The sequence below is a fragment of the Streptomyces cylindrosporus genome, assembly GCF_022698165.1.
GTDB lineage: Bacteria > Actinomycetota > Actinomycetes > Streptomycetales > Streptomycetaceae > Streptomyces > Streptomyces cylindrosporus.
Window position 1 is genome coordinate 364,512 of record NZ_JALDAY010000009.1, and the last position, 23,113, is coordinate 387,624.

Here is a 23,113-nt window from a genome sequence, read left to right on the forward strand (position 1 = left end):
CCGAACGACATGCTGCTGATCCCCTGCCCGTGGTGCGGCCCGCGCGACGAGGCCGAGTTCCACTACGGCGGCCAGGCCCACGTGCCGTACCCGGAGAACCCGTCGACTCTGACGGACGAGGAGTGGGCCAGGTACCTCTTCTTCCGGGCCAACCCGAAGGGCCCGTTCGCGGAACGCTGGAGCCACACGGCGGGCTGCCGACGCTGGTTCAACGCGGTACGGGACACGTCGACGAACGAGATCATGGCGGTGTACCGGACGGGGGAGGAACGTCCGGGGACTGTTGAGCGACGGGAGGATTTTTCAGCCGTTCCGGTCACTTCTCAGCCACGTCCGGCACATCCAGCCCGTCCGGCGTTTGAGGACGAGGCCCCTTCAGGGCCGTTCGGGGGCGCGGGGGCGGAGCCCCCGGCACGGCGCCGCACCCGCCCACTCACCTTCACCTTCGACGGCACCCAATACCAGGGCGCAGAAGGAGACACCCTCGCTTCCGCCCTCCTGGCCAACGGAGTCATCGCCGCAGCGACCAGCATCAAGCTCGGCCGCCCCCGCGGCATCTTCTCCGCCGGCCCGGAGGAACCCAACGCGGTCGTCCAGATCGAGGCCCCCTTCCCGGAGCCGATGCTCCCCGCCACCACCGTCGAGCTCTACGACGGCCTGGTCGCCACGAGCCTCCCCGGCCAGGGCCGCCTCGCCACCGAACCGGACCCGGCCCGCTACGACGCCGTACACACGCACTGCGACCTGCTGATCGTCGGCGCGGGCCCGGCCGGCCTCGCGGCGGCGACCGCGGCGGCGAGGACCGGTGCCCGGGTCGTGCTCGCCGACGACCACCCCGAGCTCGGCGGCAGCCTCCCCGGAACCGGCGAACTCCCGGACTGGGCAGCCGAGATGACCGCCCACCTGGAGGCCGCCCCCGACGTCCGCGTCCTCCGCCGTACCACCGTCTTCGGCTACTACGACGACAACCACCTCCTCGCCGTCGAACGCCGCACGAACCACCTCGGCGCCGCAGCCCCGCAGCACGTCTCCCGCGAACGCGTCCACCGCATCCGCGCCCGCCGGGTGATCCTCGCCACCGGCGCCCACGAACGCTCCCTCGCCTTCGCGGACAACGACCGCCCCGGCGTGATGCTGGCCGCGTCGGCCCGCACGTACGTGAACCGCCACGGCGTCCTCCCCGGCCGCCACGCGGTCGTCTTCACCACCAACGACAGTGCGTACGCAGCGGCGTTGGACCTGCACACGGCCGGCGTGGAGATCGCCGCGATCGTCGACACCCGCCCCGCCCCGGGCGAGTGGGCGGACCGGGCCCGCGCGGCCGGCATCGAGGTGCTGCCGGGGCACGCCGTCACCGGCACCGAGGGCGTACAGCGGCTCACCGCCGTGGCCGTCGCGCCGTACGGGCAGACCACGGGCCGACGTGAGTTCGCCACCGACCTGCTGCTCGTCTCCGGCGGCTGGAACCCCGTGGCGCACCTGTTCAGCCAGGCGGGCGGCAAGCTCCGGTACGACGAGGAACTCGGCACCTTCGTGCCCGACACCTGCCGCCAGGCCGTCGAGGTCGCGGGCAGCGCGGCCGGCGTGTTCGACCTGCCCGGGGTCCTCGCCCAGGGCGCGGCGGCCGGCGCCCGCGCCATGGCGGCCGAGGGCTACTCCCCGCATGCGGTCCGCCTCCCGCAGGTCCCCGCCGGGCCGCGGCCCACCCCGCCGATGCACGTCTTCGGTGTCCCCGGCCGCGAAGGCGCCCCGCGCTTCGTCGACCTCCAACGCGACGTCACCGTCGACGACTTGGCACGCGCGACCGGCGCCGGCATGCGCTCGGTGGAGCACACCAAGCGCTACACCACGGCCGGCACCGCCAACGACCAGGGCAAGACCTCCGGCGTCCTGGCCAGTGGCATCGTCGCGGAACTCCTCGGCGTGGACATCTCCGCGCTCGGCACGACCACCTTCCGCCCGCCGTACACCCCCGTCTCCTTCGCGGCCCTCGCCGGCCGCGACCGGGGCGCGCTGAGCGACCCCGTCCGCACCACCGCGCTCCACGAGTGGCACGTCGGCCACGGTGCCCTCTTCGAGAACGTCGGGCAGTGGAAGCGCCCCTGGTACTACCCCCGGGACGGCGAGGACATGGAGACGGCCGTACTGCGCGAGTGCGCCGCCGCCCGCGAGGGCGTCGCCTTCATGGACGCCTCCACCCTCGGCAAGATCGACGTCCAGGGCCCGGACGCGGCCGTGTTCCTCGACCGGCTCTACACCAACATGATGTCCACCCTGAAGGTCGGCATGATCCGCTACGGCGTGATGTGCCGCCTGGACGGCATGGTCTTCGACGACGGCACGGTCATCCGCCTCGACCAGGACCGCTTCCTGGTCACCACGACGACCGGCAACGCGGCGGCCGTGCTGGACTGGATGGAGGAATGGCTCCAGACGGAGTGGCCGGAGCTCAAGGTCCACTGCACCTCCGTCACCGAACAGTGGGCCACCGTCGCCCTGGTCGGCCCGAAGTCCCGTGAGGTTCTCGGCTCGCTCGCACCTCAACTCGCCGTTGCCAACGACGACTTCCCCTTCATGGCCTGGCGCGAGACGACCGTCGCCGGCATCGAGGCGCGCGTCTGCCGGATCAGCTTCTCCGGCGAACTCGCCTACGAGATCAACGTGTCGCCGTGGGAGGCCCGCACCCTCTGGGAGGCGCTGTACGAGGCGGGCGCCCCGTACGGCATCACCCCGTACGGCACCGAGACCATGCACGTCCTGCGCGCCGAGAAGGGCTACCCGATCATCGGCCAGGACACCGACGGCACGGTCACCCCGCAGGACCTCGGCATGAGCTGGGCGGTCTCCAAGAAGAAGCCGGACTTCATCGGCAAGCGCTCCTTCGCCCGCGCCGACACCGTCCGCCCCGACCGCAAGCACCTGGTGGGCCTGCTCCCGGAGGACCCCGGCACCTTCCTCCCCGAAGGCACCCACCTGGTCGCCGAGAGCGAACTGCCCGCCCCGCCCGTCCCGATGCTCGGCCACGTCACCTCCAGCTACCGCAGCGCCGCCCTCGGCCGCACCTTCGCGCTCGCCCTGATCAAGGGCGGCCGGGAACGCATCGGCGAGCGCCTGTACGCGCCCGTCGGCGACCGGCTGGTCCCGGTGACCGTCGCAAGCCCCGTCCTCTACGACCCCGAGGGAGCCCGCCGCGATGGCTGACACCGCACTCACCGCCCGGCCCCGCAGCCCCCTGGCGCACGCCGCCGGCTGGCTGGCCGACGCGACCCGCAGCTCCCGGGGAGCGGTACGGCTGGCCGAACTCCCCTTCCTGACCCAGCTCGACGTCCGCCTCGACGCCAAGGGCCCGGCCGCGGACGCGGTCGGCCTCGCACTGGGCCTGCAACTGCCGCTCGAACCCAACACCGTCGTACGCGCAGGGGACTTGACCGCGCTCTGGCTGGGTCCGGACGAGTGGCTGCTGGTCGGGCCGCCCGGCTCCGAGCGGGACCTGGAGAGCAGCGTCAGGGAGGCCGCCGGGGACGAGCCGGTGTCCGTCACCGACGTCTCCGCCCAGCGCACGACCCTCCTGGTCGCGGGTGAGCGCGCCCGCGACCTCCTCGCGCACGGCTGCTCGCTCGACCTGCACCCCCGGGCCTTCGCCCCGGGCCGCTGCGCCCAGACCACGCTGGGCCGCACCCAGGTCGTGCTGGTCTCGCGCGACGAACCCCGGGCGGGCTTCTGGGTCTTGGTGCGCTCCTCCTTCGCCGGCTATCTGACGGACTGGCTGCTGGACGCGGCGACCGAATACGTGTGAGCGGTCGCCGCGGGAGGGGCGCCTGACGGGCAACCGCCGGTCAGGCGCCCCCCGTTGTGAGTGTCAGGCGGTGTGCAGGGTCAGCCCGTAACGGTTGAGGATCTCGTTGACGGGCTGGAACCAGGTCTCGCCGCCGGAGGTGCAGTCGCCCCAGCCGCCGGAGGTGACGCCCTGCGCCTGGTCGCCGCTGATGAAGGAGCCGCCGGAGTCACCGGGCTCGGCGCAGACGTTCGTCTTGGTCATCTGGTACACCGCGCCCTGGCTGTAGTTGACGGTCTCGTTCTTGGCCAGGACAGTTCCGCAGTGCCAGTGCGAGGTGGAGCCGGAGCGGCAGATGGAGGCGCCGACGGGAGCCTCCGCCGAGCCGCGGACCAGTTGGTCGGAGACGGTGCCCCAGCCGAGCACCACGGGCACGGTCCACCAGCCGCTGCCGACGTTCACCCAGGCGTAGTCGTTGTCCGGGAACGAGGAGCCCTGGAAGTTGCCGACGTAGGAGCCGTCCCAGCCGTACACCGCGCCGGTGTGCTGGTCGCAGTGCCCGGCGGTGATGAAGCCGCCGTACACCGAGAAGCCGATGGAACAGCGGACGTTGCCCGTGTAGTAGGGGTCGCCGCCGACGGTCCCGGCGGCGAGGGTGCTGGGTGTGTGGTCGGTCTGGCGCACCTTCACCGGGCCCGCCTCGCGGGCGCGGGCCAGGAAGGCCTGGACATCGTTGTCAGCGCGGTGTGAGGCGACGACGTCCACGACGACCGAGCCGGCCTTCGGGTCGACGTACCAGCTGCCGATGCCCTTGGGTGCGGGCAGCTTGTCGATGCGGGCCTTCGTCGCGTCGAGTTCCCGTGCACTGTGCTCGACCAGGCGTACGGTGGCGCCGGTCGCGCGGACGGCCTCGGTGTTCGCGCTGCGGGTGACGGCGACCGTCAGTCTGCCGCTGCCGGCGTCGAACCAGGAGCCGCCGTAGGAGGATCCGGCGGCGCGCTTCGCCTTGGTTTCCACGGCAGTTGCCGTCTTCTCGGCGGCGAGCCGTGCCAGTGCCTGGTCCTTGGTGAGGCCGAGGTCGCGCTGCATCGCGGAGACGAGCGCGCCGGACGCGGGTGCCGCGGTCTTCGCGGTGTGGGCGGGGGAGTCGGCGGCGGAGGCGGGCAACGCGCTCGCGGTCGCCCAGCTGCCGAGGAGGAGGAGCGCGGACAGGGCGGTGCGCATGACTGTTGTGCGTCTCAAGGGAGTGCCCCTTCGTTGTTCCAGCGAGGTGGGGGTGGAACAGCAGAACTTGAGAGCGCTCTCATCACCTGCGCGGCCGAGCATAGCCACTGATCATGGACAGGTCCATGCCAATCGCGGGACTGGTCTACGCCTCACCGGCCCGCCGGACGAGCATCAGCACACCCTCCGCACTCGTCCACGGCCCGTGCTCCATGCCCGGAAGCCGGTAGGCGTACATGCCCGCCGTGAACGTCTCGCCGAGGCGCAGGTCGGTGAGGGAGCCGTCGAGGAGGTAGACCTCCTCGTGGAAGTCGTGCCGCACGGCACCCTGCGCGCTGGTGTCCGTCCCCGGCTCGTACCGCTGGAGCACGGTCGCGTCCCCGGTCTCCGGATCATCGGCCAGCAGCTGCTCCCAGACGCCCTCGGGAGCCCCGGGCGGCCGCAGCCAGGGCGCCGCGGGACGGTGGAACTCGGACTGCGGTCTGCTCATCGGCGGTGCCCCTTCGTGGTGTCGACCCAGTTCAGCACAGCCGGGACGCCTTGTCCGGGGTGTGTGGGTGGTGGGACTCTGGGACGAGAGGCGACCGCCGAGGGGACTCGGGAGGGCCCGATGGGACGTGATGTGCCTGCCCTGGTGTTCACGCGGGAGGACCGCCGGCGCTACCGGGACAAGATGCACACCTGCCTGGACGTACTGGCGCAGATGCTCCGCGAGTCCGGGTTCGAGAGCGAGCGCCCGCAGGTCGGGCTGGAGATCGAGCTCAACCTGGTGGACGGCGAGGGCCGTCCGGCGATGCGCAACACCGAGGTGCTCCAGGCGATCGCCGACCCGGCCTGGTCGAGCGAGCTGGGCCGCTTCAACCTGGAGATCAACGTCCCGCCCCGCGAGTTGACCACCGGTGGGCCGGGCGCCTGGGAGCAGGCGATCCGCGACGCGCTCAACCACGCCGAGGAGCGGGCCGCTGCCGTTGGCGCCCACCTGATCATGATCGGCATCCTGCCGACGCTGTGGGAGACGGACGTCGGCGAGGCGGCCCTGTCCGGCGACCCGCGCTACAAGCTCCTCAACGAGCAGATCTTCGCGGCCCGCGGCGAGGACCTGCGGATCAAGGTGGACGGCGTGGAGCGGCTGTCGATGTACGCCGACGCCATCACGCCCGAGGCCGCATGCACCAGCACCCAGTTCCATCTCCAGGTCGCCCCGAAGGAGTTCGCGGACTACTGGAACGCGGCCCAGGCGATCGCGGGCGTCCAGACCGCCCTCGCCGCCAACTCGCCCTTCCTCTTCGGCAAGGAGCTGTGGCGCGAGACCCGTATCCCCCTCTTCGAACAGGCCACCGACACCCGCCCGCAGGAGATCAAGGCCCAAGGGGTACGGCCCCGGGTGTGGTTCGGAGAGCGCTGGATCACCAGCGTCTTCGACCTCTTCGAGGAGAACGTCCGCTACTTCCCGGCTCTGCTCCCGCTGTGCGACGACGAGGACCCGCAGGAGGCCCTCGACACCGGAGGCGTCCCACAACTGGGCGAACTGACCCTGCACAACGGCACGATCTACCGCTGGAACCGCCCGGTGTACGCCGTCACCGACAGCGGCCCGCACCTGCGCATCGAGAACCGCGTCCTGCCCGCCGGGCCCACCGTGGCCGACATCATCGCCAACGGCGCCTTCTACTACGGCCTCACCCGCGCCCTGGTCGACGAGGACCGCCCGGTGTGGACCCGCATGTCCTTCTCGGTCGCCGAGGAGAACCTGCACACCGCGGCCCGCGACGGCATCGACGCCCGCCTCTACTGGCCCGGCGTCGGCGAAGTCCCGGTCACGGAGCTGGTGTTGCGGCGCCTGCTGCCGCTGGCCCACCGCGGCCTGGAGCTGGCCGGCCTCGACGCGACCTGGCGCGAACCCATGCTCGGCATCATCGAACAGCGCTGCGTCACCGCCCGCAACGGCGCCCTGTGGCAAGCGGAGACGGTCCACCACCTGGAGAAGACGGCGACCTCGGACCGCCGCGAGGCACTGCGGCGGATGACCACGACGTACAAGGACTACATGCACCTGAACGCGCCCGCGCACACCTGGCCCGTGGACTGACCGGACTACGCCTGGACCCGGTCGAAGACGGCGATGGCCTCGGCCGGGTCGGGGCTCACCAGGCGCTCCAGACCGGCCGTCGTGAACTCCGCCCACTTCCCGGCGCGCGGCCACATCCGTTCCTCGAAGGCGCGGACGGTCCCGTCCAGATCTTCGGGTCCGCCGGCGACGGCCTCGGCGAGTTCGGCGCCCTCCAGCATGGCGAGGTTCGCGCCCACGCCCAACGGGGGCATCAGATGGGCGGCGTCGCCCAGGAGGGTCACTCCGGGGACGTGGGTCCAGGTGTGGGACACGGGCAGCGTGTGCATGGGGCGGTGGACGAAGGTGGTGCCGCGGCGGAGGAGTTCGAGGACGGGAGCGGCCCAGCCGTCGAACAGGGCGAGCAGGCTCGACCGCACGGCTTCCGCGTCCGCCAGGTCCAGATCCGCGTGCCAGTCCAGCGGCGCGCGGAACTTGGCGTACACCTTCACGTGACCGCCGCTGTTGCGCTGGGCGGTGAGGGAGCGGTTCACGCCGTACACGGACAGGGAGCCGTCGCCGATCAGCCGCGCGAGATCGGGGTGGCGGGTGTCGATGTCGTCCAGGGAGGTCTCCACCGAGGTGACGCCGGTGTAGTGCGGTGTCACCGGCGAGAGCGCCGCACGGACCCGGGACCACGCGCCGTCCGCGCCGACCACGAGGTCGTACGTCTCCTGCCGCCCGTCCGTGAACTCGACCCGCGCGCCGTCCCTGCTCCCCGGCACCACGCGCGTCACCCCCCGTCCCCACCGCACGTCGAGCGGGCCGATCAGCAGGTCACGGAGTTGTCCGCGGTCGATCTCGGGATTGGCCCGCTCGTCCGGATCGGGCCGCCAGTCGCGCAGGACGGTGCCGTCCGGGGCCAGGATGCGCATGGCCTGCCCCTCGGGGCGCGACAGCGCCTCGAACTCCGCCGCCAGCCCCGCCTTCTCCAGCGCGAGCAGGCCCAGCCCTTCGTGCAGATCCAGCGTCCCGCCCGGGGGGCGCGCGTCGGGCCCCGCGTCGCGTTCGAGGACGGTGACGGGGTGGCCATGGCGGTGCATGACACGGGCGAAGGTGAGGCCGGCCGGGCCGCCGCCGACCACGGCGATACGATGTCTCATGTCGATACACTGTATTGACCCGATGCGCCGCATCGCAACAGTACGATGTGTCCATGACTGTGTGGGACCGGCCGGAGCCGTCGGCTCGCCCCGTGCCGCTCGACCGGGAGCGGATCGTCGCCGCCGCCGTCGCGCTGGCCGACGAGGGCGGCCTCGAGGCGGTGTCGTTGCGCAAGGTCGCCGCCCGACTGAACGCGGGACCGATGCGGCTGTACGGCTACATCGCCACCAAGGAGGACCTGTTCGACCTCATGGTGGACGAGGTGCAGGCCGAGATCCTCCCCGAGGAACTGCCCGGCGACTGGCGGGAGGCGCAGCGCGTCCTCGCCCTCCGCACCAGGCGGACCGTTCTCCGGCACGAGTGGCTGGCCGACCTGCTCGGCGGCCGCCCGACCCTGGGCCCGAACGGCCTCGCCGTGACCGAGGCCAAGCTGGCCGCCCTGGACGGCCTCGCCGACATCGACACCGTCGTGCGCGCCGTGGACACCGTCAGCGCCTACGTCATCGGTGCGCTCAGGCGCGAGATCGCGAGCCTGCGGGCCGAGCGCGCCACCGGCATGTCCAAGGACGACTGGCGGCGCGCCTCCGGCCCGCATGTGACGAAGATGCTGGCCACGGGCCGATTCCCGGCGCTGAGCAGGTTCGTGCACGACGCCACGGACGTGGACGCCGAGACGTCCTTCGTGACCGGCCTGGACTGGATCCTGGACGCCGTGGCCGCCAGACTGACGTAGTTCCCCGGGACATACGGGAGTTGAGGGCACGTGGCGGAGACGAATGCCGGGCCCGTGCCCCGGGACGCGGAGGCGGCGCCCGAATCCCTGTGGCGCAACCGGGACTTCGTCCTGCTGTGGTCCGGCCAGGTGCTCTCGGTCCTCGGCACCCGCACGTCCACCGTCGCCGTACCACTGCTCGTCCTGGCCATGACCGGCTCACCGGGCCGGGCCGGTGTCGCCGGGTTCGTGGCCACCTTGCCGTATCTGCTCTTCTACCTGCCCGCGGGGGCGGTTCTCGACCGCCTGGACCGCCGGCGCGTCATGCTGTGGTGCGAGGCGGTCCGCGTCCTGGCGCTGGGCAGCATCCCGGTGGCGCTGTGGCTGGACCGGCTGACCTACACCTGGCTGCTGGTCGCGGGGTTCGCCGGCGGTACCTGCTTCGTCTTCTTCAGCGTGGCCGAGAAGTCCGTCCTGCCCTCGCTCGTCAGCCCCGAGCAGCTGACCCCGGCGCTCGCCCAGCAGGAGGCCAAGTCCCGGGGCGCAGGCCTCGCCGGCCCACCCCTGGGCGGCCTGCTGTACGGCGTCTCGCACGCCTTGCCCTTCCTGGCCGACGCGCTGTCGTACGTGGCTTCCTTGGCCACTCTCGCCTGCATCCGCGCGGATCTCCGGGTCCGGCGCACCGGGCCCGCGGCTCCCTGGTGGCGCGAGGTGGGTGCCGGCGTTCGGTGGCTGGTCGGGCAGCCGTTCATCCGGGTCAGCGTCGTCTGCTCCGCCCTCGCCAACGTCATGTTCCAGGCGCTGACCCTCGTACTGATCGTGCTGGCCCGGCACCTGGGCGCCTCCGCCGGCATCACCGGCGCGGTGCTCGGCTTCTTCGGCTGCGGGGGCCTGGCCGGGGCCTTCGCCGCGCCGTGGATCCAGCGCCGGCTCCCACCCAGGACCGTGGCGATCGGCGTGACCTGGCTGTGGGCCGTCCTGCTCGTCCCGATCGCCGCAGTGCCGACTCCGCTGGCTCTCGGACCTCTGGTGGCGGCGATGGCATTCGTGGGCCCCGTGTGGAACGTGGTCGTCATGGGCTACCAGTACAAGGTCATCCCGGACCACATGCTCGCACGTGTCAAGAGCGTTGTTCTGCTGGTGAGTTGGGGCGCCATTCCGCTCGGCTCGCTGATCGGCGGGGTGCTGCTGGACGGCATGGGTCCCAGGGTCGCCGTCCTCGCCCTGTCGGGGCTCGGCCTGCTCGTGGCGGTCATCGCCACCGCGAGTCCCGGAATCCGCAAGGCGGTTGTCCTGTCCGAGCGCTGATGGCCTCTCAGCTGTCGCCCAGCACCTCCCGGATCACGAACCTCGCGTTGTCGGCCATCGCACGGTTCGTCTTCCGGTAGTACGGCAGCGCGATCACCGCCTGCGACAACGTCCGCCCCCGCCCGCGCCGCCACATCGCCTCGTCCACGCCGAGCACCTCGCGAAAGACCGCCCGCGCGTCGGCGGTGAGCAGATTCCACGCCGGGAACAGGTCACAGGCCGGATCGCCCACGCCCATGCACCCGAAGTCGATCACCGCGGTGAGCCGTCCCCCCTCCACCAGCAGATTCCCCGGCATCAGATCGGCGTGCAGCCACACCGGATCCCCGTCCCAGCCCGGCGCCCGCAACGCGTCATCCCATACGGCGGCCACCGCAGCGCAGTCGACCCCCTCCTCCGGGATCCCGCGCAACTCCTCGATGGCGGCCCGGGTCTCCGCGTCCAGCTCGACCAGCGGCCCGCCCCGGTATGCCCGCGGCGCGCCCGGCAGCCCCACACCCCGCATCGCCCTGACGAACTCCGCCAGATCCCGGGCCAGTTGCAGGGGCTCGGCCAATGCCCCCGCCTCGGGATTCCGGCCCGCCAGCCACCGGTACACCGACCACGGCCACGGAAACCCCGCCGCGGGCTCCCCGGCCGCGAGCACCTCGGGCACATCTGTCGGCAGCAGGGGCGCGAGCCGCGGCAGCCACTCCCGCTCCAGGGCCACGTCCGACGCGCCGCCCGCCACCAGCGGCAGCCGTACGACCATGTCCTCGCCGAGCCGGTACATCGCGTTGACCGTGCCGCCGGACGGGAAGCGCCGCACAGGCAGCTCCGCCCACCGAGGGAACCGGTCGGCGACGAGCCGCCGCACCATGTCCTCGTCGACGGGGTGCTGGTCGGGATGGAGCCGGCCTGTGGTCATGGGGTGTCATCCGACCGCTGGGCGCGGGCGCACGTCAATCGTTTTTCGGCGGCGCCCATTTATCAGGTCAAGCGTCCCGGACCCTTGACTCGGAAGGCGCCCGCCCCGATCCTCGTCGCATATCTTGCGCAGGTCATGACAACCTCATGGGTTGGTCAACCGCGCGATCCCGCCGACCGAGGGACGTGGGCAGTGACGCAGACCCGACGCTCGTACCGCAGACGAAAGAACGTCACCGTGGTGTCGCTGCTCCTCCTGGTGCTGGCCGTGGTCCTCGGCCCCACGCCGAGTTCGGCGGCCGGCACCGACTGGTGGAACCCGACCGCGCGCCCCACCCCGGACGTCCAGGTCAACGTCACCGGCGAGCCCTTCACGGGCACCAACTCCGCAGGCGAGGTACGCGGGTTCGTCGACGCGCACAACCACCTGTTCTCCAACGAGGCCTTCGGCGGGCGACTGATCTGCGGCAAGGTCTTCTCCGAGGCCGGAGTCGCCGACGCGCTCAAGGACTGTCCCGAGCACTACCCCGACGGCACGCTCGCGATCTTCGACTACATCACCCACGGCGGCGACGGCAAGCACGACCCGGTGGGCTGGCCCACCTTCAAGGACTGGCCGGCGTACGACTCGATGACCCACCAGGCCAACTACTACGCCTGGATCGAGCGGGCCTGGCGCGGCGGCCAGCGCGTGCTGGTCAACGACCTCGTCACCAACGGCGTGATCTGCTCGGTCTACCCCTTCAAGGACCGCGGCTGCGACGAGATGACCTCGATCCGGCTGCAGGCCAGGATGACGTACGCGCTCCAGGACTACATCGACAAGATGTACGGCGGCACCGGCAAGGGCTGGTTCCGCATCGTCACCGACAGCGCGCAGGCACGCGAGGTCATCAAGCAGGGCAAGCTCGCCGTCATCCTCGGTGTGGAGACCTCCGAGCCCTTCGGCTGCAAGCAGATCCTCGACATCCCGCAGTGCAGCAAGGCCGACATCGACAAGGGGCTGGACGAGCTGTACTCGCTGGGCGTGCGCTCGATGTTCCTGTGCCACAAGTTCGACAACGCGCTGTGCGGCGTCCGCTTCGACTCGGGCGGTCTCGGAACGGCCATCAACGTCGGGCAGTTCCTGTCCACCGGCACCTTCTGGCAGACCGAGAAGTGCACGGGCCCGCAGCACGACAACCCCATCGGCAACGCCACCTCCGAGGCGGAGGACGACCTGCCGGCGGGCGTGGAGGTCCCCTCGTACGACTCGGACGCGCAGTGCAACAAGCGCGGGCTCACCGAACTCGGCGAGTACGCCGTGCACGCCATGGAGAAGCGCAAGATGATGCTGGAGATCGACCACATGAGCGTCAAGGCCGTCGGCCAGGCGCTGGACATCTTCGAGGCCGACTCCTACCCCGGTGTGCTCTCCTCGCACAGCTGGATGGACCTGAACTGGACCGAGCGGGTCTACTCGCTCGGCGGCTTCGTCGCCCAGTACATGCACGGCTCCGAGGGCTTCGTCGCGGAGGCCGCCCGCACCAAGGCGCTGCGCGACAAGTACGGCGTCGGCTACGGCTTCGGCACCGACTTCAACGGCATCGGCGACCACCCCGCCCCGCGCGGCGCGGACACGGCGAACAAGGTGACGTACCCCTTCAAGAGCGTCGACGGCGGCTCCGTCATCGACAGGCAGACCAGCGGCGAGCGCACCTTCGACTACAACACCGACGGCGCCGCGATGGTCGGCATGATCCCGGACTGGATCGAGGACATCCGCAAGGTCGGCGGCCAGGACGTCGTCGACGACCTCTTCCGGGGCGCCGAGTCCTACCTCGACACCTGGGGCGCGACCGAGCAGCACCAGGCCTCGGTGAATCTGGCCAACGGGCGGACGGCGACGGCCAGTTCGTCCGAGTCGAACCCCTTCACCAGCTACCAGCCGGGCCGTGCCGTCGACGGTGACGACAGCACCCGCTGGGCCAGCGACTGGAGCGACGACCAGTGGTGGCAGGTCGACCTCGGCTCCACCAACCTGGTCTCCCGGGTGACGCTGGACTGGGAACGGGCGTACGGGAAGTCGTATCGGATCGAGCTCTCCACGGACGGCTCCACCTGGCAGACCGTCTGGTCCACCACCTCCGGCGACGGCGGCCTGGACACGGCCAAGTTCAGCGGGACACCGGCCCGTTACGTTCGCGTACACGGCCTCGACCGCGGCACGGACTGGGGATACTCGCTCTACGAAGTGGGCGTCCACAGCGCCTGACGCACCCGACCCGAGGACACACATGGCACGCATGCCGTCGGCCGAGCGGCGCAGACAGCTGACGGAGGCGGCGATCAGGGCGATGGCCCGGGACGGCGTCGCGAGGACGACGACCCGGTCCATCGCCGCCGAGGCCGGCGTGTCCCTGAGCGTCTTCCACTACTGCTTCGACTCCAAGCAAGCCCTCGTCGAGTCCGTCATCACTACCCTCACCGACCACTCGGTGACGGTGGTGAAGGAGGCACTGAAGCCCAGGGACACGCTGGTGGACACCGTGCGCGCGGGGTTCCAGGCGTACTGGGACCACGTTCGCGCCCACCCCGACGAGCACATGCTCACCTACGAACTGACGCAGTACGCCCTGCGCGAGCCCGGCTTCGAACACCTGGCCCGCCGGCAGTACGAGCTGTACGTCGACGCCTACGCCGACCTCATCGACGAGCTGCGCACCGGCATGCACCTCCGCCTCCAGGTCCCGGTCTCGGTGCTGGCCCGCTACCTGGCCGCCATGACCGACGGGCTGACCCTCAACTACCTCGTCCTGGGCGACGAGTCGGCCTGGACCGACATCCTCGACACGGTGACGGCCCATGTCGCGGGGCTGGTGCACGACGGGGCCTGAGCCAGTCCGGTCAGCCGCCGGACGCGGGTGGACGCCTGCGGCGCCGCAATGGCGCGGTCACCCACATCGTCAGGCCGAACAGGGAGAGGAGCACCGTCCCGCCCACGACGACAGGCACCGCCCCCGCGATCGCGAAGGTCAGCAGAAGCTCCGCCCACGTCGGCTCCTCGCCCATCGTGCTTCCGCCCTGCGCCATGTACGTCAGGACGTCCGCGGCGATCAATCGGTTCCCCGGGGGCGGGGCACCGGCCGGCCCCCGCCGACCTGTAGGTTGGCCGAAGATCCGCGCGGCACTCGGACGGTGCCCGCACCGGCTGGGAGAAAGGGCCACATGGCACGCGTCGCCGTCATCACCGCGCCGAACATCGGATACCGCAACACCGGGATGCTGACGGTGGACCTGGCGTTCGAGTCCCTGCGCCGGCGCATGGGCGGCGCTGTCGACGCGAACTGGTACACCCTGCACCTGCCGGAGACCGTCGAGCTGCGGGAGGGCGCGAAGGGCACCGACTTCCCGTTCCGCTTCCGTTCCCTGTTCGACCACCTCGACGAGCTGCGCGAGCACGACGCCGTCGTCTTCTGGGGCGACTTCCTGCACGCCCGGCACTACATGGAGCAGGACGCCACGAACCGCCTGCTGGACTTCGGCTTCGCAGAGGACCGCGACATCGCCCGGGCCCAGCTGCACCGCACCCTGCTGCTCTCCGACCAGCCCGACGAGCTCCTCTCCCGGACCCTCAGCTACGGCGGCACGATTCTGCACAACACGCAGTCCGACCTGGAGGACAAGGAGTACGGCCCGCTGTTCACGCGCCTGATGACGCGCAGCCACCGGGTCTGGATGCGCGAGCCGCTCTCCGCCGCCAAGATCGCACACCTGCGCAGGGACCCTGCGACCGAGTACTTCGGCTCGGACGCGGCGCTGCTGTCCCGCCCCGGCGACCTCGGCCACCTGCCGGCCACGGAATGGTCCCGGCAGGTCCCGGACGGCGGCGCGATCGGCGTGTTCCTCGGCGCCCGCTCCACCATCCCCGACTGGCTCCCCGGCCTCTGCCGGAAGGTCTCCGACCGCTTCGGGGCCCCGCTGGAGTGGCTGCCCTGGTTCGACCGGGACATCCCCGCGCAGGCCGGCGACATCGCCGCCCGCCCGGGCACGCCCACCGTCGGCGACCTGCTCGGCGTCCTCCCGCGCTACCGCCTGATCATCACGGACACCTACCACCTGGCCGTCAACGCCTGGGGCACCGGCACCCCGGTCCTGTGCGTCGGCGCCCCCGAGCCGGTCCCGACCACCCACGACGACTACCTCACCCTGAGCCAGGTGAAGAAGCACGTCTTCCACCTCGCCTACGACGCGGCCGACTTCTACCTCACCACCGCCCCCGACACCGCGCAGGGCCACGAGCGCCGCCTCGACCGGCTCGTGCAGCTCGTGGAGGGTGGGGGAGCGGACGCCGTCGCCGCACGGATCCGTGAGCACGCCGACCGCTCGGCGACCGCCTTCACCGGAACGCTGGCCTCGCTGCTCGGCCTCTCCTGACTCCCGGCCCGAGCGCCCGAGCCAAGCCCAGAGCCTTGACGTGTACTCGACGAGGTGGCTTCATGGGAGCGCTCCCATCCCCTGAACTTCTTGGCACTCACTCCTTGGAGCCGTAGTGAGAACAACAAGAAGCACGACAAGAAGCACGACAAGTAATACGGCACGAAAGCACTCGTTACTCGGGTTGCTGACCGCCCTCGCGACCCTGCTCGGGCTCGTCCTCACCGGCGTGGCCTTCCCCGTCTCCGCCCAGGCCCGGTCGTCCGGCGCCCTCGCCACCGGGCTGCACATCAGCGGGGGCCGGCTGCTGGAGGGCAACGGCAACGACTTCGTGATGCGTGGGGTCAACGCCGCCCACACCTGGTACCCCGGCCGCACCAAGCAGTCGCTGGCCGACATCAAGGCGCTCGGCGCCAACACGGTCCGGGTCGTCCTCGCCGACGGCCACCGCTGGAGCGCGAACAGTGCGGCGGACGTGGCGGACGTGATCGCCCAGTGCAAGGCCGACCGGCTCATCTGCGTACTGGAGGTCCACGACACCACCGGTTACGGCGAGGACAGCGCGGCCGGCACGCTCGACGAGGCGGCCGACTACTGGATCGGCCTCAAGGACGTCCTCGCCGGCCAGGAGAACTACATCGCCATCAACATCGGCAACGAGCCCTGGGGCAACACCGATCCGGCCGGCTGGACCGCCCCCACCATCGCCGCCGTGAAGAAGCTCCGCGACGCCGGCCTGGAGCACCTGCTCATGGTGGACGCGCCCAACTGGGGCCAGGACTGGCAGGGCGTCATGCGGGCCAACGCCAAGTCGGTCTACGCCGCCGACCCCACCGGCAACCTGATCTTCTCGATCCACATGTACAGCGTCTTCGACACCGCGGCCGAGGTCACCGACTATCTCAACGCCTTCGTCGACGCCGGACTGCCCATCCTCATCGGCGAGTTCGGCGGCCCCGCCGACCAGTACGGCGACCCGGACGAGGACACCATGATGGCCACGGCCCAGCAGCTGAAGCTCGGCTACCTGGCCTGGTCCTGGAGCGGCAACACCGACCCGATCCTCGACCTCGCCCTCAACTTCGATCCCACGCAGCTCAGTTCGTGGGGGCAGCGGGCCTTCAACGGCGCGAACGGCATCGCGCAGACCGCCAAGGAAGCCACGGTCTACGCCGGTTCGGGCTCCGGCGACTCCCAGGCGCCGACCGCCCCCGGCACCCCGAGCGCTTCCTCCGTGACGGCGACGTCCGCCACCCTCACCTGGGCCGCCGCCACCGACAACGTCGGCGTCACCGGCTACGACGTCGTGCGCGTCGCGGACGGCGCCGAGACCCGGGTCGCCACCGCCACCGGCAACTCCGCCACGGTGACCGGGCTCACGGCCGAGACGACGTACACGTTCGCCGTCTACGCCCGTGACGCGGCCGGCAACCGCTCGGCCCGCTCGGCCACCGTGAACGTCACGACGAGCAAGGCCCCGGCCCTGTCCTGCACGGTCGGCTACCGGGTGGTGGGGGAGTGGCCGGGCGGTTTCCAGGGCGAGTTGACGATCGGGAACGGCGGCACCGCCGCGATCAACGGGTGGACGCTCGCCTTCGCCTTCGCCGACGGGCAGAGCATCAGCAACATGTGGGGCGGCACCGCGGCGCAGGACGGCGGAGCGGTGAAGGTCACCCCCGCCTCCTACACGACGACCATCCCGGCGGCCGGTTCGGTGACCGTCGGGTTCATCGCGAGCAAGGGGTCGAGCAACACGGCTCCGACCGCGTTCACGCTCAACGGGAGCGCATGCAAGGCGAGTTGATGTGACCGACCGGCGGGAGGAGAGTCCGCCCCCGCCGGTCACTACTCCTCGCCGCCCCCGGCCAGCTGGTCCGCGAGACAGGCCAGATACAGGGCCATGGTCGTGCGGTGCTCCCTCAGCGGGCGACCGGCGTGCCTTCCACAGGTGCACAGGGGTTGTCCTGACATTCCCCGGAAGCCTAGGGTCGCCTTCCAGGCGCAAGCGCTTTCTGGCCTGCGTCGGCATGCACGGAGACCACCCCACTGGCCCCCGAGGAGCGCGCATGGGCATCCGAGTCACTCACGCCTACGGTGACCACGTCGGGGTCGCGGCGACGGACGGCACCGAGATCTTCCGGTACGTCTACCGCCCCGACCCCGACCCGTTCGAGGCGCGCAAACCGTACGCGCACCCGGTACGCACCCTCGCCGGGCGCACCGTGACCGGCTACCGGCCCAGCGACCACCGCTGGCACAAGGGCCTGCAGATGACCGCGAGCCATCTGTCCGGCCAGAACTTCTGGGGCGGCAACTGCTATGTCCACGGGCAGGGTTACGTGCGGCTGCCGGACCGAGTCGGTTCCATGCGACACGACCGCTTCGGCGACTTCACCGTCGAGGACGACCGGCTCGCCTTCTCCGAGGAGCTCACCTGGATCGCCGCGGGCGGCGAGGAGTGGGCCCGCGAAAGCCGCGGCATCGCCGTGCACTCCGTCGACGAGGAGGCCGGTGCCTGGGCCCTGGACTGGTCGATCCGGCTCACCAACATCCGCGACGAACCGCTCGTCTTCGGCTCCCCGACCACCGAGGGCCGCGAACTCGCCGGATACACCGGCCTGCAGTGGCGCGGCCCGCGCGACTTCACCGGCGGCACCGTCCACGCCCCCGAGTCCGACGCGGACGCCGACAAACTGATGGGCAGTCAGGGCCCCTGGATCGCGTACACCGCCGAGCACGACGACGTCGACGGCCACTCCACGCTGGTCTTCGCGCACGCGCCCGACAACCTCGACGCCGGTACGGCAATCCACGAGTCCCACTGGTTCGTGCGCTCGGAACCCATCCCGACGGTCGCCTTCTCCTGGGCGTTCTTCGAGGAGTTCGCGCTGCCACCGGGCGCCTCCTTCGCCTACCGCTACCGGATCCTCGTCGCCGACGGCGCCTGGGACCGCGACCGCGTCGCGGCCCACCTCGACGGCCTGCCGTGGTGAACGAGGCCCGGCCCCGCCGATAGCGGGGCCTTCCCACAGACCGATCCGAGGAGAGGAGAGGTGACCTCGGCATGCCCGGACACAGGACAAAGGGGTTCTGCGCGTCGGCCGCCGCGCTCGCGCTGTGCGCGGTGCTGGCCGGCTGCGGGGGATCCGGGGAGTCGGCCGGCGGCGGCAAGGTCGTGCTGCGCTACACGTGGTGGGGCAACCCCGACCGCGCGGCACGCACCGAGCAGGCCGTCGCGCTGTTCGAGAAGGAGCACCCGAACGTGCGGGTGCAGACATCGTTCTCGGGCTACGACGCCTACAAGCAGAAGCTAGCCATCCAGGCCACGGGCGGCGACGCCCCCGACGTGATGCAGCTCGACTACCGCCAGATCGACCAGTACGCCTCCGGACACGTCCTCCTCGACCTCGGCAAGGTCGAGGACACCCTGCACACCGACGAGATCGACACGGGCCTGCTCGCCACCGGCCGGGTGAACGGCAGGCAGTACGCCATCCCGCAGGGCCGCGGCACCGAGACCGTCGTCTACGACACCAAGGCGTGGAAGGACTCGGGCGTCCCGCTCCCGGGGAAGAGCTGGACCTGGAGCCAATGGGCGGACGCCATGCGGGAGTTGGCCGAGAAGACAGGCAGGCCCGGCTCCGTCGACCCCGGCCAGAGCGAGGACGCCTTCGAGGTGTGGCTGCGCGGCCAGGGCAAGGCCCTCTACACCAAGGACAACCGACTCGGCTTCACCGCCGACGACCTGACCAAGTGGTGGACGTTCACCGACAGGCTGCGACGCGAGGGTGTCGTCTCGCCCGCCGAACAGACCACCCAGCTCGACGGCTCCGTCGAGAACACCCCGCTCGGCCGCGGCAAGGCCACCGCCGACTTCAACTGGGACGCCCCGTCCAGCGGTTACCTCGCCCTCGTCCCCACCGGCGTCACCCTCGCACCCATGCCGTCCGGCCAGGACGGCACGCCCGGCCAGTACTTCAAACCGTCGATGTTCCTCGGCATCGGCGCTCACACGAGTCACCCCGAACAGGCCGCCGCGCTCGTCGACTTCCTCCTCAACGACGACCAAGCAGCGAAGATCCTCGGCGCCACCCGCGGCATCCCCGTCAACGAGACGATCAGGAAGCAGACCGCCTCCGAGCTCAAGGACTTCGACAAGACGGTCTCCGATTTCCAGTCCTCCCTGGAGGGCACCCTCAAGGACCCGCCGCAGGCCCCGCCCTCCGGCGACAACGCCCTGCAGACCACCTTCCAGCGCGACTACGACCAGGTGTCGTACGAGCGGATGTCGCCGCGCGAGGCGGCCGAGAACTACGTCACCGAGGCGAAGGCGGAGCTGAGGTCATGACGACGACACAGACACCGGCGGTCCCCGTGCCCGCGACGACGGCCCCGCCGGGGAAGCGCCCGAAACGTCAACGGGAGGGCGCCGCCTGGGTGTTCCTCTCGCCCTGGGTGCTCGGCGCGACCGTCCTCACCCTGCTGCCCATGGCCGTGTCGCTGTACCTCTCCTTCACCGACTACGACCTGTTCAACGCCCCGCGCTGGGTGGGTCTGCGCAACTACACGCAGATGTTCACCGAGGACCCGCGCTACTGGCGCTCGGTCACCACGACCCTGACGTACGTCGTGATCGCCGTACCCCTGCAACTCGCCCTCGCCCTGGTCGTCGCCCTCGCCCTGAAGAACATGCGGCGCGGCAAGGGTTTCTACCGCTCCGCCTTCTACGCGCCCTCGCTGCTCGGCGCCTCCATGTCCATCGCCCTCGTCTGGCGGGCGCTGTTCAACGACGGCGGCACGGTCGACCACCTGACCGGCAGCGGCGGCTGGATCAACAAGCCCGGCTGGGCGCTGCTCGCCGTGGCCCTGCTCACGGTGTGGCAGTTCGGCGCGCCCATGGTCATCTTCCTCGCCGGACTCCAGCAGATCCCGGCCGAGCTGTACGAGGCCGCGGCCGTCGACGGGGCAGGGAAATGGCGGCAGTTCGTGTCCGTCACCGTGCCGATGCTGTCCCCGGTGCTCTTCTTCAACCTGGTCCTGCAGACCATCCAGGCCTTCCAGGTCTTCACCCCCGCCTTCGCCGTCAGCGCGGGCAAGGGCGGCCCCGCCGACTCGACCCTCGTCTACACCCTCTACCTCTACGACCGCGGCTTCGTCGCCTCCCACATGGGCTACGCCTCCGCCATGGCCTGGGTGCTGCTGATCGTGATCGGCGCCGTCACCGCGGTGCTGTTCCGCACCTCGCGCTCCTGGGTCTTCTACGCCTCCGAGGGGGACCGATGACAACCGCTTCAACTGCCGTGCCCCGCAAGCCGATCCGGTGGGGCCGCGTCGCCGTGCACCTCGGCTGCCTGGCCGCCCTGCTGGTCATGCTCTACCCGCTGGCCTGGCTGCTCGCCACCTCCCTCAAGCCCGCGAACGAGGTCATCGCCAGCCTGAACCTCCTGCCCAGCCACCTGGAGTGGTCCAACTACAAGACCGCCTTCGAAGGAGTCAACGACGTCTCCATCTGGCGGCTGCTCGGCAACTCCCTGCTGATCGCGGGCGGCGCGGTTCTCGGCAACGTCATCAGCTGCTCCCTGGCCGCCTACGCCTTCGCGCGCCTGCGCTTCCGGATGCGCGGCCCGCTGTTCGCCTTCATGATCGCCACGATCATGCTGCCGCACCACGCGGTGCTGATCCCGCAGTACATCATCTTCAACAAGCTCGGCCTGGTGAACACCTACTGGCCGCTGATCCTGCCCAAGTTCCTGGCCACGGAGGCGTTCTTCGTCTTCCTCATCGTGCAGTTCATGCGCGGCCTGCCGCGCGAGCTGGAGGAGGCGGCCCGCATCGACGGCTGCGGCCCCTTCCGCAGCTTCTACAAGGTGATCCTGCCGCTCACCCGGCCCGCCCTGATCACCACCGCGATCTTCACCTTCATCTGGACCTGGAACGACTTCTTCACCCAGCTCATCTACCTCTTCGACCCGGACAAGTTCACCCTCACCCTCGCCCTGCGCTCCTTCGTGGACGCCTCCAGCCAGTCGGCCTTCGGCCCGATGTTCGCCATGTCGGTGATCGCCCTGCTGCCGATCGTGCTGTTCTTCCTCGCCTTCCAGCGCTTCCTGGTGGAGGGCATGGCCAGTTCGGGACTGAAGGGATGAGCGCCATGCGCGGAGCACGGGAGCCGGGCGAGGTCTTCGGCCCGCGGATGACCCTCTTCGCCGACACGCTCAGCGTCGGCCTCGCCACCACCGTGGCCTGCCTCCCCCTGGTGACCGCCCCGGCCGCACTGTCGACGGCCTGCGCGGTGCTCCGCGGCGCGGGGGAGGACCGGCCGGCCACCGCGGGGCAGTACGTCACGCTGCTACGGCACCGGATCCGCACCGGCGACCTGGCGGCGGGCCTCGTCGCCCTCGTCGGCGCGCTGCTGCTCGCCGCCGACCTGGCGCTGGCCCGGGTGGGACTGCCGGGCGCGCCGGCCTTCGCGACACTGGCCGCCGCGATCGGCGCGAGCGCCGGTGTCGTGGCCCTGCGGGCCTGCGCCCGCCCCGAGTCGCTCACCGACTGGTCGGCCGCCCTGCGCGAGGCCGCCCGCGCCACCGTGCGCGACCCGGGCGGCAGCGCCCTGGTGCTGCTCGCCGTGGCGACCGCGGCCCTGTGTGCCTGGATGCTCGTACCCCTGGCCTTCCTGGCACCCGGCCCGCTCGCCCTGGCGCTCACCGCGGTCGATGTGCGCCAGGGCTCAAGGCAGCGTCACCGCAAGGGAGTTACGGCTTGATGCCCACCGCGGTCCACAGGCTGACCTCGGCGTCGGTGGCCGTCGGCTCCTCGTCCGGGCGCCAGCGGTGGCCGACGGCGACACCCGGGTCGAGCAGGTCGAGCCCCTCGAAGAAGCGGCCGACCTCCTCCTTGGAGCGGACCTGGACCTGGGTCCCGGCGCTGATGTAGATGTCGACGAGCTTCTGCCAGGTCTCCGGGTCGAAGTCCGGTGTGCAGTGGCTCAGCGCCAGCGCGCTGCCCGAGGGCAGGGCGTCGAGGAGCCGGGCAACGATGTCGTACGGGCCCCACGCGTCCGGGATGAAGTGCAGCAGTGCGTTCAGGGAGAGCGCCACCGGCTGGGTCAGGTCCAGCGCCTCGGACAGCTCGGGGGCGCCCAGGATGGCCTCGGGCTCGGTGAAGTCGGCGTGGATGTACGTCGTACGGCCCTCGCGCGTGCTGCGCATCAGGCGCTCCGCGTACTTCAGCACGAGCGGGTCGTTGTCGGCGTACACCACCTTCGCGTCGGGGACCACGGCCTGGGCGACCTGGTGCAGGTTCGGCTCGGTGGGGATGCCGGTGCCGATGTCCAGCCACTGGCGGATGCCGTGCTCCTTGGCGAGGACGCGGGTGGCCCGGTGCATGAAGGCGCGGTTCTCCCGGGCGCAGACGAAGATGGCCGGAAACACCTCCGCGACCTTCCCGGCGGCCTGCTGGTCGACGTCGAAGTGGTCCTTGCCGCCGAGGTAGTAGTCGTACATCCGGGCGGAATGGGGCCTGCTGGTGTCGATGTCCCGCGCGGCGGGCGAGTTGGTCATGC

21 protein-coding genes are annotated in these 23,113 nt (G+C 71.0%); 14 read left to right on the forward strand and 7 right to left on the reverse strand.

The features are described 5' to 3' along the window. Window positions 1-9 precede the first annotated feature (9 nt). Together MQP27_RS30070 and MQP27_RS30075 are read left to right on the forward strand one after the other, a co-directional pair. On the forward strand, window positions 10-3,201 hold the full coding sequence (locus tag MQP27_RS30070; RefSeq protein WP_242769100.1) for a sarcosine oxidase subunit alpha family protein: 3,192 nt from the start codon (window positions 10-12) through the stop codon (window positions 3,199-3,201). After that, window positions 3,194-3,796, forward strand: coding sequence for a sarcosine oxidase subunit gamma (locus tag MQP27_RS30075; RefSeq protein ID WP_242769101.1), 603 nt, complete (start codon window positions 3,194-3,196; stop codon window positions 3,794-3,796). Before MQP27_RS30070 ends, MQP27_RS30075 begins: the two co-directional genes overlap by 8 nt. 63 nt (window positions 3,797-3,859) lie before the next feature. Here the strand turns inward: MQP27_RS30075 and MQP27_RS30080 are convergent, their stop codons facing one another. Then, window positions 3,860-4,999: a S1 family peptidase gene (locus tag MQP27_RS30080; RefSeq protein WP_242769446.1), complete on the reverse strand. Its 1,140-nt coding sequence runs from the start codon at window positions 4,997-4,999 to the stop codon at window positions 3,860-3,862. Between the two features lie 145 nt (window positions 5,000-5,144). Beyond that, a complete protein-coding gene (locus MQP27_RS30085; RefSeq protein ID WP_242769102.1) occupies window positions 5,145-5,489 on the reverse strand; it encodes a cupin domain-containing protein in 345 nt (114 codons plus the stop codon). A gap of 120 nt (window positions 5,490-5,609) precedes the next feature. Here MQP27_RS30085 and MQP27_RS30090 point away from each other — a divergent pair, with 120 nt between their 5' ends. Continuing rightward, window positions 5,610-7,088, forward strand: coding sequence for a glutamate-cysteine ligase family protein (locus MQP27_RS30090; protein WP_242769103.1), 1,479 nt, complete (start codon window positions 5,610-5,612; stop codon window positions 7,086-7,088). A gap of 5 nt (window positions 7,089-7,093) precedes the next feature. Here MQP27_RS30090 and MQP27_RS30095 read toward each other — a convergent pair whose 3' ends face one another. Continuing rightward, a complete protein-coding gene (locus MQP27_RS30095; RefSeq protein ID WP_242769104.1) occupies window positions 7,094-8,209 on the reverse strand; it encodes an FAD-dependent oxidoreductase in 1,116 nt (371 codons plus the stop codon). 53 nt (window positions 8,210-8,262) lie between these two features. Between MQP27_RS30095 and MQP27_RS30100 the strand changes: the two genes are divergently transcribed. Together MQP27_RS30100 and MQP27_RS30105 are read left to right on the forward strand one after the other, a co-directional pair. Then, the gene (locus MQP27_RS30100; RefSeq protein ID WP_242769105.1) at window positions 8,263-8,943 is read left to right on the forward strand and encodes a TetR/AcrR family transcriptional regulator; all 681 of its coding nucleotides are present in this window, start codon (window positions 8,263-8,265) and stop codon (window positions 8,941-8,943) included. 30 nt (window positions 8,944-8,973) lie between these two features. After that, window positions 8,974-10,230: an MFS transporter gene (locus MQP27_RS30105; RefSeq protein ID WP_242769106.1), complete on the forward strand. Its 1,257-nt coding sequence runs from the start codon at window positions 8,974-8,976 to the stop codon at window positions 10,228-10,230. Window positions 10,231-10,237: 7 nt separating this feature from the next. On the opposite strand, the gene MQP27_RS30110 is transcribed toward MQP27_RS30105, so the two are convergent. Next, on the reverse strand, window positions 10,238-11,137 hold the full coding sequence (locus tag MQP27_RS30110; protein WP_242769107.1) for an aminoglycoside phosphotransferase family protein: 900 nt from the start codon (window positions 11,135-11,137) through the stop codon (window positions 10,238-10,240). A gap of 192 nt (window positions 11,138-11,329) precedes the next feature. On the opposite strand from MQP27_RS30110, the gene MQP27_RS30115 reads away from it, so the two are divergent. Continuing rightward, window positions 11,330-13,390 carry a galactose-binding domain-containing protein gene (locus tag MQP27_RS30115; protein WP_242769108.1) on the forward strand — a complete coding sequence of 687 codons (2,061 nt, stop codon included), beginning with the start codon at window positions 11,330-11,332 and terminating at the stop codon, window positions 13,388-13,390. A gap of 22 nt (window positions 13,391-13,412) precedes the next feature. Beyond that, window positions 13,413-14,012 carry a TetR/AcrR family transcriptional regulator gene (locus tag MQP27_RS30120; protein ID WP_242769109.1) on the forward strand — a complete coding sequence of 200 codons (600 nt, stop codon included), beginning with the start codon at window positions 13,413-13,415 and terminating at the stop codon, window positions 14,010-14,012. A gap of 10 nt (window positions 14,013-14,022) precedes the next feature. Here MQP27_RS30120 and MQP27_RS30125 read toward each other — a convergent pair whose 3' ends face one another. Further along, window positions 14,023-14,235, reverse strand: a complete 213-nt coding sequence (locus MQP27_RS30125) for a hypothetical protein (protein ID WP_242769110.1) — start codon at window positions 14,233-14,235, stop codon at window positions 14,023-14,025. Between the two features lie 108 nt (window positions 14,236-14,343). Between MQP27_RS30125 and MQP27_RS30130 the strand changes: the two genes are divergently transcribed. Both MQP27_RS30130 and MQP27_RS30135 read left to right on the forward strand, forming a co-directional pair. Further along, complete coding sequence (locus tag MQP27_RS30130; protein WP_242769111.1) at window positions 14,344-15,552, forward strand: hypothetical protein; 1,209 nt, start codon at window positions 14,344-14,346, stop codon at window positions 15,550-15,552. 184 nt (window positions 15,553-15,736) lie between these two features. Next, a complete protein-coding gene (locus MQP27_RS30135) occupies window positions 15,737-17,356 on the forward strand; it encodes a cellulase family glycosylhydrolase (protein ID WP_443735758.1) in 1,620 nt (539 codons plus the stop codon). A 41-nt stretch (window positions 17,357-17,397) separates the two neighbouring features. Here the strand turns inward: MQP27_RS30135 and MQP27_RS51090 are convergent, their stop codons facing one another. Then, window positions 17,398-17,523, reverse strand: a complete 126-nt coding sequence (locus tag MQP27_RS51090) for a hypothetical protein (RefSeq protein WP_278196691.1) — start codon at window positions 17,521-17,523, stop codon at window positions 17,398-17,400. Window positions 17,524-17,618: 95 nt separating this feature from the next. Between MQP27_RS51090 and MQP27_RS30140 the strand changes: the two genes are divergently transcribed. The 5 genes from MQP27_RS30140 (at window position 17,619) to MQP27_RS30160 (ending at window position 22,315) form a co-directional block, all read left to right on the forward strand. Next, a complete protein-coding gene (locus MQP27_RS30140) occupies window positions 17,619-18,545 on the forward strand; it encodes a DUF6807 domain-containing protein (RefSeq protein ID WP_242769112.1) in 927 nt (308 codons plus the stop codon). Window positions 18,546-18,616: 71 nt separating this feature from the next. Beyond that, the gene (locus MQP27_RS30145; RefSeq protein ID WP_242769113.1) at window positions 18,617-19,900 is read left to right on the forward strand and encodes an ABC transporter substrate-binding protein; all 1,284 of its coding nucleotides are present in this window, start codon (window positions 18,617-18,619) and stop codon (window positions 19,898-19,900) included. Further along, on the forward strand, window positions 19,897-20,835 hold the full coding sequence (locus MQP27_RS30150) for a carbohydrate ABC transporter permease (RefSeq protein ID WP_242769114.1): 939 nt from the start codon (window positions 19,897-19,899) through the stop codon (window positions 20,833-20,835). The genes MQP27_RS30145 and MQP27_RS30150 overlap by 4 nt, the downstream gene beginning before the upstream one ends. Then, window positions 20,832-21,698, forward strand: coding sequence for a carbohydrate ABC transporter permease (locus tag MQP27_RS30155; RefSeq protein WP_242769115.1), 867 nt, complete (start codon window positions 20,832-20,834; stop codon window positions 21,696-21,698). Before MQP27_RS30150 ends, MQP27_RS30155 begins: the two co-directional genes overlap by 4 nt. Next, complete coding sequence (locus tag MQP27_RS30160; RefSeq protein ID WP_242769116.1) at window positions 21,695-22,315, forward strand: hypothetical protein; 621 nt, start codon at window positions 21,695-21,697, stop codon at window positions 22,313-22,315. Before MQP27_RS30155 ends, MQP27_RS30160 begins: the two co-directional genes overlap by 4 nt. Here the strand turns inward: MQP27_RS30160 and MQP27_RS30165 are convergent. Next, window positions 22,305-23,111, reverse strand: a complete 807-nt coding sequence (locus MQP27_RS30165; protein WP_242769117.1) for an SAM-dependent methyltransferase — start codon at window positions 23,109-23,111, stop codon at window positions 22,305-22,307. The genes MQP27_RS30160 and MQP27_RS30165 overlap by 11 nt on opposite strands. Window positions 23,112-23,113 lie beyond the last annotated feature (2 nt).